The organism is Bacillus sp. 007/AIA-02/001 (genome assembly GCF_004634455.1).
In the GTDB taxonomy this organism is placed as follows: domain Bacteria; phylum Bacillota; class Bacilli; order Bacillales; family Bacillaceae_G; genus Bacillus_A; species Bacillus_A cereus.
Window position 1 is genome coordinate 1 of record NZ_SEIY01000011.1, and the last position, 14,358, is coordinate 14,358.

The following is a 14,358-nucleotide window of genomic DNA, read 5'->3' on the forward strand; positions in this document are numbered from 1 at the left end:
TCTTTTGAAGAAAATTTAGCCATAAAAAATGCACCTCCAATTGTTAATTATGTGTCTAACAATTGGGGTGCACTTCACACAGGAGTAGGCTTTTGAAACTATGAAAGTTTCGTCAATAACTGATTTAAATCTTTTTTCGTTTTCGTCGTTAATGATTTCATTTTATTAACATCAATCTTTTCCTTCTCCGCCCCTACAATTAACGGATACATACTTTGACCGATTGTTTTAGAATCCGTCGGATGTGATGCTTCTAGCTCTTTTTCAATCACATCCCACTTTTCGTTAATTTGTTTGCCAAGCTTATTCACTGTTTCCAATTTCGGATTAGCAGCTAACTGCTTGTCCAAGCTATCAATTAATGCTACAACTTCTTTAACATTCGTTTTCACAGCAACACTTTTCTTCGGATCTTTCGTTGCCTTTCCGTTATTGTTTGTGCTTGTACTTGTGCTTTGATCTGCTGTTTTCCCGCTAGTCGTTTGATCATTCGTTTTTCCTGTCGTTTCTTTTTCTTTTGTTTTTACATTTTCGTTTTGAGTTGACGTTTTGCCGTTACTTTCTGTTCCTGATGATTCTTTCGTATTTTTTGCATCCTTATCTGTTTTTTCATTTGAAGAAGTATTTGTTTCTTTTTCAGTATCTTTCGTTGTTTTTGAAGCTTCATCTGCACTTGTCGTTTTTGCTTCTCCATCCTTTTGCGCAGTTACTTGCTCTTTCTTTTCCGTTTCTTTATCTGCTGAAGGACTACAAGCTGCCATAGTAAGCATTGTACCAATTGTAATCGATGCGATAGCGACCTTTTTCATTTTCATATAAATCCCCCTATGTTTTACATAATTTATCCTCCCCTTTACGATTCGATTTCCCCTTAAAAAATCCCTTTTCACATGAATTACCATCTTTCCGACAGTAATCTTCATAATAATACGGACAAAAACTGATAAACTCATTTTAATATTCGAGTTTCTTCTACTTCATTTTTCTGCTCGCAAGTAAAAGAAAAAGAGTATATTGTCACATTAAGAATCACTATCTTCATATGACGATATACTCTTCTATCAAATTTTTATCTTTCTTGACATTTTATTTATACAAAAAAATAAAATTTTCTTTCGTTTTTTGTTTCTCAGCATTTGTTAACATAATATTTTTATGAATAACCACCATTCGAGTGAATGACTTGCCCAGTAACCCATTTCGCTTCTTCACTTACTAAAAAAGAAATTAAGCGCGCAGCATCCATCGTTTCTCCAACTCTACCTTGCGGGAATTTCCATACTAAATAATGTTTTAATTCCTCTGTAATCCACCCTGTATTTGTTGGTCCTGGATCAACAGCATTAACAGTAATCCCCTTCTCCATCGCTACTGGTGCCACTGACTTTGTAAATGCTTCAATTGCCCCTTTCGTTGCTGCATATGCTAGTTCATCTGGCATTGGACCTACTGACTGTCCTGAAGTAAGATTAATAATACTCCCGCCCGTTTTAAGTGAATAATGTTTTATAAACAATGAACTTAATAGCATAGTAGCCCGAACATTAACTGTATAATGTTTATCCAACTGCTCTACATCTAATTCCTCAATCCTCGTATGAGTAGAATATACTGCATTATTAACTAGAATAGATGGATCACCTAACCGTTCTGATACCATATAAAACAAACGATTTGGCGAATAAGACTGCGATAAATTGATTTCTGCCATTTCACATCGAACATCGTAACTTTCAATTTCCTTTTTCAGCAAAAAGGGTTCTTGATCACTCATTCCCCATGGCATCGCTTTATCATACTTTGGCCAGTACGTGAAAAAAATGTCTATCCCCTTTTGAGCAAGCACCTTGCATACAGCTGCACCAATTCCATTCAGACGAGTTGCCCCTGTTACAATTGCTATTTTCTTCACCTTTTTCTCCTCCATCTATACACAGATCCCCTGCATGAATACAGAGGATTTATCTTCTTATTGAATATTTGACAGTATACGTTCAGCACCTAATTTTAACATTTTAATAAAGATATAATTTACAATCGTAAACATTACAAATAAAACGATAAACATAACCCATAGTCCGACATGAAGGAAGAAGTATAATACACTTACTCCCGCCACAATAATTAAAGCTATTAAAATATTAGCTAAAAAATTCCACAAAGTTGTATATCGACTTTTAAATAATTTCTGCTCTGTATCCCAATGAATATCTGCAGTTTGCGCGTCCCAGCGTGTTCCGATTAAATTAATTAATAACAACCCGTTCGCACTTAGTAAAAACCACAGTATCATAAAGACTGGAGAAATCCCAGCTACAACTGCCATCGTAATACCGAATACTGCTAAAATGATCACATTAATTAACCAAGCAGTGATTGCTTTCGCAAAAAAGATATCCGAAGCCTTTACTGGTAAATAACGATTCACAAACCAAGAGCTTCCATCTCGCGAAAATGACGTTGTTGCAATGACGTTACTACCCATTAAAAATAACGATGCACAAAGGCCCACGCCAATTGCAAGGCCTGCTGATTTTGGGTTATCAATATACCCTGTAATCCACTTTAAATTCCCGTCTTGCACGAATAAAACAAAGAACAACATAATTGGCATAACGAAAGTTTGTACAATGCAATTTAAGAAAAATTGTGGTGTACGGAATAACGTTTTAAATTCTTTTTTCACATACGCTTTTAAATGCGAACTTTGTACTGTTGATTTCTGTAAACCTTCCGCCGAAATAACTTGTTTCTTTGCTGTACTCGTTGAAAGTCCAATAACCCCTTTTAAATATGTACGCTCTGCTATGTAATAAAACAACACAAAGAAGACAAATGAAATAACTGCAAAGATTAATACATATAAAGGACCCTTCCAATTTGCATTTTCTACTAATGCCACTGCTCCGAAATATGTAGTTGGAAAATAGTTTGTCATTTGTACTAAAAGAGAAGATTGGTTGTTCGCAAGGTAATCCGCAATTGCATCTTCAGAAAACGAACTTTTATTTTTCCACTGTAAAAATACATTAATTCCTACAATAAATAGTATACTTACAATTCCAATAAATATATTTCCTCGGTCTTTATTTTTTGCTATATTTGTATACCTCATAATAACTGTCATCAGTAACGAAGCTAGTACTAACGGCACAATCGGGAAGAGTAAGTAAATAAAAATCATGTATATGTAATATGTAATAAATGCGCCACTTTTTAATCCGTACGTAATAAAGATTGGTAATAAAATGAATGAACTCATTACGTATTGTGTTATTAATACTGTTAAAAATTTTGCCGAAATAATCTGGGCTGGTTTTAATGGTAATGGTAGTAACATTTCAATATCATTGCTGTAGTAAAATACAGTTAAAATGTTCGTTATACTCATTAAAAATACCCATATACTCGCAATCGCAAGTCCCATTGCGATAATCATTCCTGGATCTTGCCCTAAATGTATCATTCCCTCATACATTGCGTGCGTGATAGAACCAAATAGTAAAAAGCCGACAAATAAAATGGCTGCAAATGAAAATACATACGCCCATCGCTTCTTCTTATCTGTTATAAAATCTGCATAATTTAATTTTAATAATACTTTCGTTAACGTCCAAATTTTACTCATTGCCCGTCATCTCCAAGAACATTTTTTCAAGTGATTCATTGGATTTAAAATGATCTCTCATTTCATCTAAATTCCCTTTAAACTGAAGATTCCCCTTATTAATAATTGCAACCCGGTCACATATTTTTTCCGCTACTTCTAATACGTGTGTAGAGAAAAATACAATCTTTCCTTTATCCGCATGTTCTCTCATCATTTCTTTTAAAATATATGCAGATTTCGGATCAAGCCCAGTTAACGGTTCATCTAAAATCCATACATCTGGTTCATGCACGAGCACACCAATAATAACGATTTTTTGTCTCATACCGTGCGAATAACTTTGAATTTGATCAGATAAAGCATTATAAAGATCAAACTTCTTCGCTAAAGACTCTATTCGTTCTTGTCGTACTTCTTTCGGCACTTCATACATATCGGCCATAAAGTTTAAATATTCAATTCCTTTTAATCGTAAAAACATATCTGGACTATCTGGTACATAACCAAACGTCTTCTTCGCTTCCATCGGCTCTTCCATAATATTTTTTCCGTTAATCGTAATAGTCCCTTTGTCCACCCCGTGAATGCCAGTAATCATCTTAATTGTCGTTGATTTACCCGCACCATTCGGTCCTAAAAATCCAAAGATTTCGCCGCTAGGTACAGATAAACTTAAGTCTTTTACTGCATAGGTAGACCCATTATAACTTTTTGACACATTCGTAATTTCAATCATTCCATCCAATCCTTTCCTTAATTACCAAATAACTATATTGATATTATAGCATACTTCTATTTTAAGATTTTTACATTTTTCAGTTTATTTAACCTTTAAAATAAATATACACCCCTAATCCAACAACTAAAACGACAGCTAGTATAATATAAATCATTGTTAAGCGTTTAATATTCCCCTTTGTCGCTTTGCTATAATTTGCATCACCATTCCGCCCAATTAACACCGTCGCAATGACAGTAATCACTACAAGTAATACAACGATCATGATCCAAGTTAGCATTTCTTCCTCCCCCTCCTTACAACCATTTTACAATATTATCCTCTTTATTTCGCAGCATATTTCCTCTTTTTACTATTATTATGAAGCAAACTGGAAAACTATTATTACCATTCCTATCCAATTGCGATATATTTATAACATAACGTGACTTATTTCTAACAACATAAGGAGGACCTATCATGAAAACAACTTGGATAAAATATTTAGGATTTCTCGGTTTCTTCGGTTTCCTCGGATTTTTTTATGAAAAAGGATTGTTTACTATGTTCTGTTTCTTCTCCTTTTTCACATCGTATAGAACAGTTCAACACGATGAACTGTTTGAACAAATTGTCAATAAATCGTGTCGCAATGCATTTATCGTTACGTTACTAACTACCACAATCATTATGTTTATTGAAATGTTATTTCCAAACCCTACGCTACAAGAGATTGATATCGCTCTTATTTTCGGCACACTCATTCTTACATTCGGCTTTTCTATGTTCTTTTTCGATAAACCAATTGATGAAATGGAAGATGCACCATGGCGTTCGTAACGAGAATAAAAGAATACCGTGCCAAATTGAACATGACACAAGAAGATTTAGCGAAGAGCGTTGGTGTGCGACGTGAAACAATTAGTCATCTCGAAAAAGGTAAATACAATCCTTCCTTACAACTTGCTCACGATATAGCGAAGGCATTACATAGTACGATTGATGAGATTTTTATTTTTGAGGATTGATTAAAGGCATCCAGTCACAAGAATCACATAAAAAAATACCGTCATTCTTTCCAAGAAGAATGACGGTATTTCTCATTGATTATCCATATAAAACCGCATGAAATACGCCTAATAGCAAGTATTGATCCTGCATGTAATCTTCATCATATACATTCATCTCAATGTAATACATATCTTCCTCAAGACGAATATTCCAATCTGCAATTACATAGCCCTTTCGTAATAACTTTCCCATTCCAAATGAAGTTTTATGAACAACATATTCTTCTGCCTTATATGTAAAGGTAAATAAGAAATTTGCATCCAATAACTTTCCGTCACATACAAGTATTTCATGCTCTGCATCATGATTATCTTTGTACGTTACTAAAATCCTTCTTTGGCGCTGCCTACTTACATCCTTTGCAATGACGCGAATATTGTCCTTACTATCCTTTATTTCATAAATAATATTACTACCAATTTTTGGAATTAAATCCAGCACTCTCATCAGCGTATTTTTATAATAGCCCATTACTACGCCTACTTGCTCACTTCCATTATAAACCTCTATCGGTGTCGTATCTGCTTTGCTATCACACGGTCGTTTGTAAGAGAGCTGCATCATTCGCTCTCCTCTTAAGTACTGATCAAACGTCACAGGATATTCTATCATGCGCAGTTCTTTATTTAGCTCATACAAATAGCGTTGAACACTCTCTATTAATGTTGTAGTAGCTATACGCTCTTGAAGTTCAAATTCTTGCCAGCTGGAAAAAACATTCCATTGATTATGATCCTCTTCATAGAAGAAACCAAGAATTACCTCTTCACGGTCAGCCGTTTCATATTTCATAGGCACGTTCTGCCCATGTTGAACTTGTTCCATCCACTGACCTAAATAAATGCCCAGCTCTGCAACCTTCATACATGATTTTTGAAAAAATACGCTGTCACTCGCGCAAATCGTTACATCTCCTTCGATAAAGCCCTTTGAATAAGCATCATACCGTGGCTCATCCTTCTGCGGGATACTCTTATCTAACTCAAATAAAAACGTTAACATCCTTTATTCACCTCTAGTTGTTACACTAATCATACATGACATCGCATCACTCTGAGAGACTATTTATATACGCATATTTAATTCACGCATTATAACACGTGAATGATCTTGTATAGTAGCGCTATTTTTTGTTCTATATCTTAGTATATGAATTTATATGAGCGATTTTTCAAATATATCTATCACAACTTACAATATATCAACGATTTTTCAAATATATCGATTTTTCGACAAATATCAGCACAATTAAAATGAAGCTACCTTTTCTTCAGCCACTTCTACAATTTCTAAAATTTGTAGCAGACTCTCCACTTCATAAGTCGGATTAACACTCGTCTTATTCTCTTTCAAACTCGGATTATACCAACACGTATCAATGCCGAAGTCTTCTCCGCCTTTCATATCAGAAGTTAGCGAATCTCCGACCATTAGTACACTTGATTTATCCGTAATTCCAAATTTCTCAAATGCATAATCAAAAATCTCACGCGCTGGTTTTTGATGACCAACTTCTTCAGAAATAATAATGTGATCAAAGAAATTACATAAAGGCGAATTTCCGATTCTTGATTGTTGCACCTTCGTATATCCATTCGTAATAATACCTAACTTGCAATCTTGAAGATTTTCACATAATTGCACTGCGCCTTCTATAAGATGTACTTCCTTCCCTAAATTTTCAAGGTATACATCACTAAATTGCTGCGCATCTACGGCTATATTATGAAGTGCAAATAATTGTCTAAATCGCTCTACGGCTAATTCACTTAGCGTAATCATTTTATTTTCTAAATCTCTCCATAATCCATTACTAATCTCTTTATAACTTGCAAGATGATCATTATACCCTGTAGGCATGCCAAACTGTACAAACGCATTATGTAATGCGTGTCTTTCCGTTTCAGGGAAATCTAATAATGTATCGTCTACGTCGAATAATATAAATTTGTATTTCATGATGTTCTCCTCAATTCCTATTTTAAAAGCTTCGTTCTCATTGCTTATAAGTTTTTATATATGTCGTGATGAAGCGCTTTAACCCGCTCTTTATAGAATACACCTTTATCTTTTATTTTCAAATGTGCTATAAATAAATTTGCTAGCATGACTGCTGTATCTAGTCTATAAAATAAACTAACAATATGAGGAGTAACATTAAAGATACTATCATTCTTATATCCATCTTTAAATTCATCCCAACTAACCTCATTTGTTTCAGCTATTCTCATAAGCTCCAGCAATGGATGACCAATTAAAGCATTATCCCAATCAACTATTGCTTTAACTTCTCCATTATACCCGATTAAATTGGCTGGTCGAATGTCCATATGTAATAAACATTTTACATGATCTGCTGTACTAAGAATATATTCAATTGTTTTTGTATCCGGAAGATTAATTTTGCAGTTCGTGATTGTATTAAACCCTTCTATCCGTTTCACAATTCGTTCTGCTATATACTTACTAATAGGCTCTCTAATATTTTGTTTGTAATACAAACCATCAATTGGCATACTATGAAGATTGCTCACTAACTCCCCTATTTTGCATGCGGAAATTGGCATATGATCAGCATACACACAATCCGAAATTAAAAAATCAAGTTCGGTTGAAAGATGCAATCCGTGTATCCTTGGTACTGGAATACCTTTTGAATGACAATACTTAGACAGCTCCGCTTCCTTTTGCAACGAAATCCGACTGTTAAATAAGTCTTCATTTATATTTTCCACTTCTCTTTCCCACGGTACTCGAAATGCCAAAGACCCCTTTTCTGAATCTCCTTGAAAAACAATATTTTGCACTCCCGTTCCAATCACCTTTAAATCTTGAATAGCTAGTTCCTTATACTCTTGACTTAGTATTGTTGCCAGCTTCTCTCTTAACCCCTCTGCTTTTACACGTGTATGAATCATTTTATCCCCCGATTCTTAAGTTCTTTTCATCCATTTTCTCCTCTGTGCACAACATCCTCATTAACAAAATTATAGCAACAATAGTAAAAGGAGGCTAATCCGCTCAGCCTCCTTCTCATTATTAATCTTCTAGCAATAACTCTTTCATTTCCTCTAACGACTCTTTCGTAAAGCCAAGAGCTTTTTCAGCGTATGCTTCAACTGATCCGTATTGCTTTTGAATTTCACCAATCGCAGCTTGCAAGTATTCAGCACGCGCTTCAAACATTGCACCTAATATCGCTCTGCTCTCATCGTTTTGTAATTTCGCACCTAAAAAGGCCATCATTTTTTCATTTAGCTTTTCACGGAATCCGTTACTTAGTAAGTAGTCTTCCATTACTGTTTTTTCTGGTACACCTAGTAAAAGTAGTAATAATGCTGAACCAAATCCAGTACGATCTTTTCCAGCTGTACAGTGGTTTACTAACGGTAAGTTTTCCGGGTTTTGCGCTAAGTTTAAGAAGCTCACGAATGCCTCGTTGCCACTTACGAAATCTTGATTCATTTTCACAAGATACTCACCTGGTTTTCCTAACATAGAAAGGTCACCAACTTGGAAAAACTCATTTATATTTAAGTCTTTCGCTAAGTCTTGCATAACTGGTAAGCACACTTGACGAACACCTGTAATTTCTGGATTCGGCTTATGCTTCACTTCAAAGTCTGTACGGTAATCACAAATTAACTTTAAGCCAGACTTTTGTAAATACGCAATATCCCATTCTGTTAGTCCTGCTAATTCTTCAGAACGGTATAATTTGCCCCATTTCACTTTACGGCCTTCTGTCGTTTCATATCCTCCCATATCACGGAAGTTAAACGCGCCTTGTAATGGCAGTCTACGCTCAGCTACTGTTACCGCTTGTCCATTACTTCCTACTAATCTAAAATATGGACGTTCATTTTCACTCGGGTTTTCAATTGTATATGATAATTCTCCATTTACCGTTGCAAGTAATTCTCCAGTTTCTTCAATATGTTCTGGTGAAGTACTCCAATAAATACGAACTTCTTCTATATTATTTTCCCATTTTATTTGTAACGTATTATCTTCATTTCTCTCTACAGTTGCTTGTAGCCAATTTCTTTGCTGCTCCATTCTTTCACCAACGCTTTCTCTTATAGTCAAATCTTACTCTATTTTATTATAGGAATAACTACTTTGTCGTTCTCATTTTTCTTTTTATCTTACAAACAGGCGAAAAGTTCTTTTACTTGTTCAAAATTTGTACAAGGGTTCTCACTAGATGTGTCCCAGATTATATCCTAAAACTTCCTTACATACCGCTCAGTACAACTCAGCAACTGACATCCATTCTTTTCAAAAACATCCTTCATCCATTCATTTTGTATATTTGTCTCACCAATATAATAAGATGCACCTATTTCCTTTAAGACAAACATCGCACCTGCAAATAATGCCGCTTCATATCCCTTATTACGCATATTTGGAGTAACTGCGAAGTACATAAGTTTCCCTTCTTCTAACGTACCTCTTTCAATATGCGGGATTACAATTCCTATCGGCTTTTTATCGACACTCGCTGTTAAGCAATGTTCTTTCCATTGCTCACCAATTTCTTGTAGCATCATATGCACAAATTGATCATGAGCGACTGGTTCTCCCGTCGCTTCATTCCACAGTGAATAAAAAGCCTCTTCTCCAACTTCTTCAATAAGCTTAAAATCAATTTCACTTTCTGCATCTTCTACTTCATATATATCTTTAAATACAATCATGTTTTCCGTAACATATTCAAATGAATACGTTTCAAAACATTTTTTATACACATCATAATTTGGACTTTTTGAAGAGATTTCAAAATGTAGTTTTTCTAATCCATCTTTTTTAGCTTCAGCAACGCAATATTGCATCATTTCCTCTAATTGCTCTTCTGTAAAAATCTCTGCATTATTTTCTTTTATCATAATAGAAGAAGCATTTCTTCTTATTTTAAAATATTTTTCTAACTGTTCTATCGTCGTCATATTCTTCCCTCATCTATATCATACTCGAATTTCTAATCGTTCTCCTTGCATGAGCAGGATTGTCCTTGAATATATAGAATACTAGAAAAGATCGCATCTTTAAAGTGCGGAGGAGGTTCTCCAGTGGATATTACAGCATTGCAACAACAGTTAGAGCTTATACAACAAAATGACTATACGCAACTACAGCATATAGACGTAAATGAGTTAACTTTGAACATGCTTCAGTATATCGGAACGACTGATAGCTACGTTCGTTACCAACTTATATATAAATGTTTTGCGCATTTCATTCATCATGAATTCCTTATGGACGATCAGCTGAAATTACTTCTGCAAACTTGTTTAAGTGATGAGTATTTATATTGTGACATTTACTCCCCACATTCAGATGGGGTTTTCACACGTTCTTACACTATTTCGTTAATTGCGTTAATACTCCAATTCGCTAATTCGCACTACTTTTGTACAGAGGAGGATATCGAAGAAATAAAAAACAAACTCATTACATACACAAACTTAGAAACGGATTTTCGGGGCTATATCGAAAATAAAGGATGGGCTCATTGTCTTGCTCACGTATCTGATGCCTTTACTGAAATTGTTCATAATACGTATACAACTTTTGAATGGTACGAAGAATTAATTCATTGTTTATTAAATAAAATCTTTATTCCATCTGACCTTTTTCATAATAACGAAGATGAACGCATTGTTACTCCATTACTAGCAATGCTGTATCATGATTTTCCTCAGAACGATTTAATTTCTATTATTCATAAAAAAATAAAAAGGCTTCCTCAAATTAGAAAACGCCTTTCGCTTAATGAGTATTGTATTTTATGTGCCAATATTAAAACCTTTTTACGCACATTATTTTTCAGAACGAAAGATGACCATAACTTAGCCTTTACAGCACGTAAAACAGAAAGAATGTTAAAAGAACTTCCTAATTATTATTAAATACAAGGAGCAATGACATGGGTTATATTGAAGATATGAGAAATCTAGTAGGAAATCATCCACTTATTCTAATAGGATCACACGCCATTATATTAAATGAAAAAGATGAAGTATTGCTGCAACTCCGTACAGATTTTAAACGCTGGGGCATTATTGGAGGCGCCTTAGAATATAACGAAACGTTAGAAGAAGCTTTAAAACGAGAAGTATATGAAGAAACTGGACTTATCATTAAAAATCCAGAACTATTCCGTACATACTCAGGGCCTGATTTCTTTCAAATCTATCCAAACGGCGATCAAGTACACGGTGTACTCGTTGTTTATATTTGCCGAGAATTTCATGGTGAACTTGTATGCGATCAAAGTGAATCAAAAGAACTACGCTTCTTTTCACTTGATGAATTACCTAATAATCTTCCCCCTGTTATTGAGAGGATTATTACAGATTATCTAAAAAAATAAGGGAACGCTTAACGTTCCCTCTCAAATCCAATCCGTTTTTTAATTTCCGCTAAATTTACCTTTGCAATAACGCGTGCCTTCTCAGCACCGTTTTCTAACGCCTCATATAATAAATTCGGCTCATTCATATACATTGCGTACTTTTCACGAGGTCCAGCTAACTCACGATCTACAACGCGAAACAACTCTTTTTTCACATCGCCCCATCCGATTCCAGTCTCATATTTTTCACGTAATGACTGTACTTCGTCTTCTGTCGCAAATTCTTTATAAATTGTAAATAAGGTTTCTAGTTCTTTCGGTTCATTTGGAAGTGAAGAATCTGTTTTGATTTTAAATATTAATTTTCGTAGTTTTTCTTGCTCTGCAAATAATGGGATTACATTTCCGTAACTTTTACTCATTTTCCTTCCATCAAGACCAGGTAAAATAGCTCCTTCTTCTTGTATGACATACTCCGGAAGTGTAAATGTCGTGCCAAATGTATGATTAAAATACGTCGCAATATCACGTGCGATTTCAATATGCTGAATTTGGTCTTTTCCAACTGGTACATGGGTAGCTTGAAATAATAATATGTCAGCTGCCATTAAAATCGGATACGTATATAACCCCATATTCACTCCTGCATCGACCTCTAACCCCGCTTCTTTATTTTGCTCCACCTTCGCTTTATACGCATGAGCACGGTTCATAAGACCTTTCGGAGTTAGGCAAGCTAAAATCCAAGCTAATTCTAGAATCTCCGGCACTTCTGTTTGTCGATAAAAAATAACATCTTCTCCAAGTCCAAGTGATAACCAAGTAGCTGCTACCTCTTTCGTATAACTGCTGAACTTCTCTGGATCATGAACAGCATTTAATGCATGATAATCAGCTATAAAGTACCATGCTTTTCCTTCATTATTCTTTGACATTTGTAATGCAGGTTTAATCGCGCCAATATAATTTCCTAAATGCGGATAACCTGTCGGCTTAATTCCTGTTAACATTATTTTTTCATCCATCCTAACTCCTCCTTTCTCAAAATAAAAAGAGCCCCTCATCTTTAAAAAAGGACGAGAGACTCCCGCGGTACCACCTTAATTAGCTATCATTAGCTCACTTCATACTTCAATAACGTGAAGTAACCGTCTTTACCTACTCATTTCAGTTAGAAGCTCCAGAGCCCATTCCATATTCATCCCTTACTGATTCTCACCACATATCAGCTCTCTGAAAAGTTTCGAATATGTACTCTTCTCTTTCATTGCTTTTTCATTATTTTTTACAGTTTATCACATTTCGCTTCCAAACAAACCCGAATTTTCTATTTTATATAGCAGGAATTTCCACTTCTATTGTCTAATGTTATATAGGTTTGCAGAAATATTCGAAACAACTTTGGAGGTTTTTTCATGGTAAAATATATATCCATTTTAGGTTCCACAGGATCTATCGGCACATCTGCATTAGATGTAGTTTCAGCTCACCCTGAACATTTTAAAATCGTTGGTTTAACCGCAAATTATAATATTGATCTTCTTGAGCAACAAATCAAAACGTTTCAACCTCGTATTGTAAGCGTTGCGACAAAAGACTTAGCGGACACGCTTCGTACGCGTATTTCAGCGAATACAAAAATCACATACGGAACTGATGGCTTAATTGCGGTAGCTACTCACCCTGATTCAAATCTTGTATTAAGTTCTGTTGTCGGAGTTTCCGGACTACTTCCAACGATTGAAGCATTAAAGGCGAAGAAAGATATTGCCATCGCTAATAAAGAAACGTTAGTTGCAGCTGGTCATATCGTAACTGAACTAGCGAAACAAAACGGATGTCGCTTAATTCCAGTAGATAGTGAGCATTCAGCTATTTTCCAATGTTTAAACGGAGAAAATAATAAAGAAATTGACAAATTAATCGTTACAGCTTCTGGCGGTGCATTCCGTGATAAAACACGTGAAGAAATGAAAACTTTACAAGCAAAAGATGCTTTAAAGCACCCAAACTGGTTAATGGGCGCAAAACTAACGATTGATTCTGCCACATTAATGAATAAAGGGTTCGAAGTAATGGAAGCGAGATGGCTATTTGATATTCCGTATGAAAAAATTGATGTAATGATCCATAAAGAAAGTATCATTCATTCTTTAGTAGAATTTATTGATGGATCAGTTATGGCACAGCTCGGTGCTCCTGATATGAGAATGCCGATTCAATATGCGTTTCACTATCCTACTCGGCTACCTTCTTCCTATGAAAAATTAAATTTATTAGAAATCGGTAGTTTACATTTTGAAAAACCAGATTTAGAGAAGTTCCCTTGTCTACAATACGCATATGAATGTGGCAAAATCGGTGGTACTACTCCCGCTGTATTAAATGCAGCAAATGAAATTGCGAATGCACTATTCTTAAAAAATGAAATTGCCTTTTTTGATATTGAAAAAACAATTTACAAAACAGTTGAAGCTCATCATAACGTAAAAGATCCTTCACTAGATGCTATATTAGAGGCGGATCAATGGGCACGCCAATATGCAAATGAATTGTTAATAAAAAAGCGCTAAAACAGATAATACTGTTTTAGCGCTTTTT

Annotated in this window: 16 protein-coding genes and 1 other annotated feature; of the genes, 5 read left to right on the top strand and 11 right to left on the bottom strand. The window is 34.9% G+C overall.

Translation table 11 applies throughout. From position 1 onward, the window contains the following. Nucleotides 1–98: 98 nt before the first annotated feature. The 5 genes from ES895_RS19485 to ES895_RS19505 form a co-directional block, all read right to left on the bottom strand. The gene (locus tag ES895_RS19485; RefSeq protein WP_000782538.1) at nucleotides 99–815 is read right to left on the bottom strand and encodes a hypothetical protein; all 717 of its coding nucleotides are present in this window, start codon (nucleotides 813–815) and stop codon (nucleotides 99–101) included. A 338-nt stretch (nucleotides 816–1,153) separates the two neighbouring features. Next, nucleotides 1,154–1,912 (bottom strand): SDR family oxidoreductase, encoded by a 759-nt coding sequence (locus ES895_RS19490; RefSeq protein WP_002103389.1) that lies wholly within the window; start codon nucleotides 1,910–1,912, stop codon nucleotides 1,154–1,156. A gap of 57 nt (nucleotides 1,913–1,969) precedes the next feature. Further along, on the bottom strand, nucleotides 1,970–3,628 hold the full coding sequence (locus tag ES895_RS19495; RefSeq protein WP_000036889.1) for a putative ABC transporter permease subunit: 1,659 nt from the start codon (nucleotides 3,626–3,628) through the stop codon (nucleotides 1,970–1,972). Then, nucleotides 3,621–4,346, bottom strand: a complete 726-nt coding sequence (locus ES895_RS19500; RefSeq protein WP_000570204.1) for an ABC transporter ATP-binding protein — start codon at nucleotides 4,344–4,346, stop codon at nucleotides 3,621–3,623. Before ES895_RS19500 ends, ES895_RS19495 begins: the two co-directional genes overlap by 8 nt. Before the next feature lie 88 nt (nucleotides 4,347–4,434). Then, nucleotides 4,435–4,629, bottom strand: coding sequence for a hypothetical protein (locus ES895_RS19505; RefSeq protein WP_000958863.1), 195 nt, complete (start codon nucleotides 4,627–4,629; stop codon nucleotides 4,435–4,437). Nucleotides 4,630–4,808: 179 nt separating this feature from the next. Between ES895_RS19505 and ES895_RS19510 the strand changes: the two genes are divergently transcribed. Next, nucleotides 4,809–5,168, top strand: coding sequence for a DUF3796 domain-containing protein (locus tag ES895_RS19510; RefSeq protein WP_000859225.1), 360 nt, complete (start codon nucleotides 4,809–4,811; stop codon nucleotides 5,166–5,168). Then, nucleotides 5,156–5,356, top strand: a complete 201-nt coding sequence (locus ES895_RS19515; protein WP_000896323.1) for a helix-turn-helix transcriptional regulator — start codon at nucleotides 5,156–5,158, stop codon at nucleotides 5,354–5,356. Before ES895_RS19510 ends, ES895_RS19515 begins: the two co-directional genes overlap by 13 nt. A gap of 79 nt (nucleotides 5,357–5,435) precedes the next feature. Here ES895_RS19515 and ES895_RS19520 read toward each other — a convergent pair whose 3' ends face one another. The 5 genes from ES895_RS19520 to ES895_RS19540 form a co-directional block, all read right to left on the bottom strand. Further along, the gene (locus ES895_RS19520; RefSeq protein ID WP_087948630.1) at nucleotides 5,436–6,401 is read right to left on the bottom strand and encodes a tubby C-terminal domain-like protein; all 966 of its coding nucleotides are present in this window, start codon (nucleotides 6,399–6,401) and stop codon (nucleotides 5,436–5,438) included. Nucleotides 6,402–6,647: 246 nt separating this feature from the next. Next, on the bottom strand, nucleotides 6,648–7,358 hold the full coding sequence (locus ES895_RS19525; RefSeq protein ID WP_000875414.1) for a YjjG family noncanonical pyrimidine nucleotidase: 711 nt from the start codon (nucleotides 7,356–7,358) through the stop codon (nucleotides 6,648–6,650). 44 nt (nucleotides 7,359–7,402) lie between these two features. Continuing rightward, a complete protein-coding gene (locus ES895_RS19530) occupies nucleotides 7,403–8,317 on the bottom strand; it encodes a phosphotransferase family protein (protein WP_000582026.1) in 915 nt (304 codons plus the stop codon). A gap of 121 nt (nucleotides 8,318–8,438) precedes the next feature. Beyond that, nucleotides 8,439–9,458, bottom strand: coding sequence for a tyrosine-protein phosphatase (locus tag ES895_RS19535; protein ID WP_070756793.1), 1,020 nt, complete (start codon nucleotides 9,456–9,458; stop codon nucleotides 8,439–8,441). A 167-nt stretch (nucleotides 9,459–9,625) separates the two neighbouring features. Next, entirely contained in the window at nucleotides 9,626–10,348 is a 723-nt protein-coding gene (locus tag ES895_RS19540; RefSeq protein WP_135238573.1) for a GNAT family N-acetyltransferase, read from the bottom strand. 123 nt (nucleotides 10,349–10,471) lie between these two features. Between ES895_RS19540 and ES895_RS19545 the strand changes: the two genes are divergently transcribed. Beyond that, nucleotides 10,472–11,311: a DUF2785 domain-containing protein gene (locus tag ES895_RS19545; protein ID WP_016111546.1), complete on the top strand. Its 840-nt coding sequence runs from the start codon at nucleotides 10,472–10,474 to the stop codon at nucleotides 11,309–11,311. A 17-nt stretch (nucleotides 11,312–11,328) separates the two neighbouring features. Beyond that, the gene (locus ES895_RS19550) at nucleotides 11,329–11,775 is read left to right on the top strand and encodes an NUDIX hydrolase (protein ID WP_097995166.1); all 447 of its coding nucleotides are present in this window, start codon (nucleotides 11,329–11,331) and stop codon (nucleotides 11,773–11,775) included. Nucleotides 11,776–11,783: 8 nt separating this feature from the next. Here ES895_RS19550 and ES895_RS19555 read toward each other — a convergent pair whose 3' ends face one another. Further along, nucleotides 11,784–12,782: a tryptophan--tRNA ligase gene (locus ES895_RS19555; protein ID WP_135238574.1), complete on the bottom strand. Its 999-nt coding sequence runs from the start codon at nucleotides 12,780–12,782 to the stop codon at nucleotides 11,784–11,786. 44 nt (nucleotides 12,783–12,826) lie between these two features. Further along, nucleotides 12,827–13,034 (bottom strand) — a binding site (T-box leader). Nucleotides 13,035–13,172: 138 nt separating this feature from the next. Between ES895_RS19555 and ES895_RS19560 the strand changes: the two genes are divergently transcribed. Continuing rightward, a complete protein-coding gene (locus ES895_RS19560) occupies nucleotides 13,173–14,330 on the top strand; it encodes a 1-deoxy-D-xylulose-5-phosphate reductoisomerase (protein WP_088067409.1) in 1,158 nt (385 codons plus the stop codon). Nucleotides 14,331–14,358: the final 28 nt, after the last annotated feature.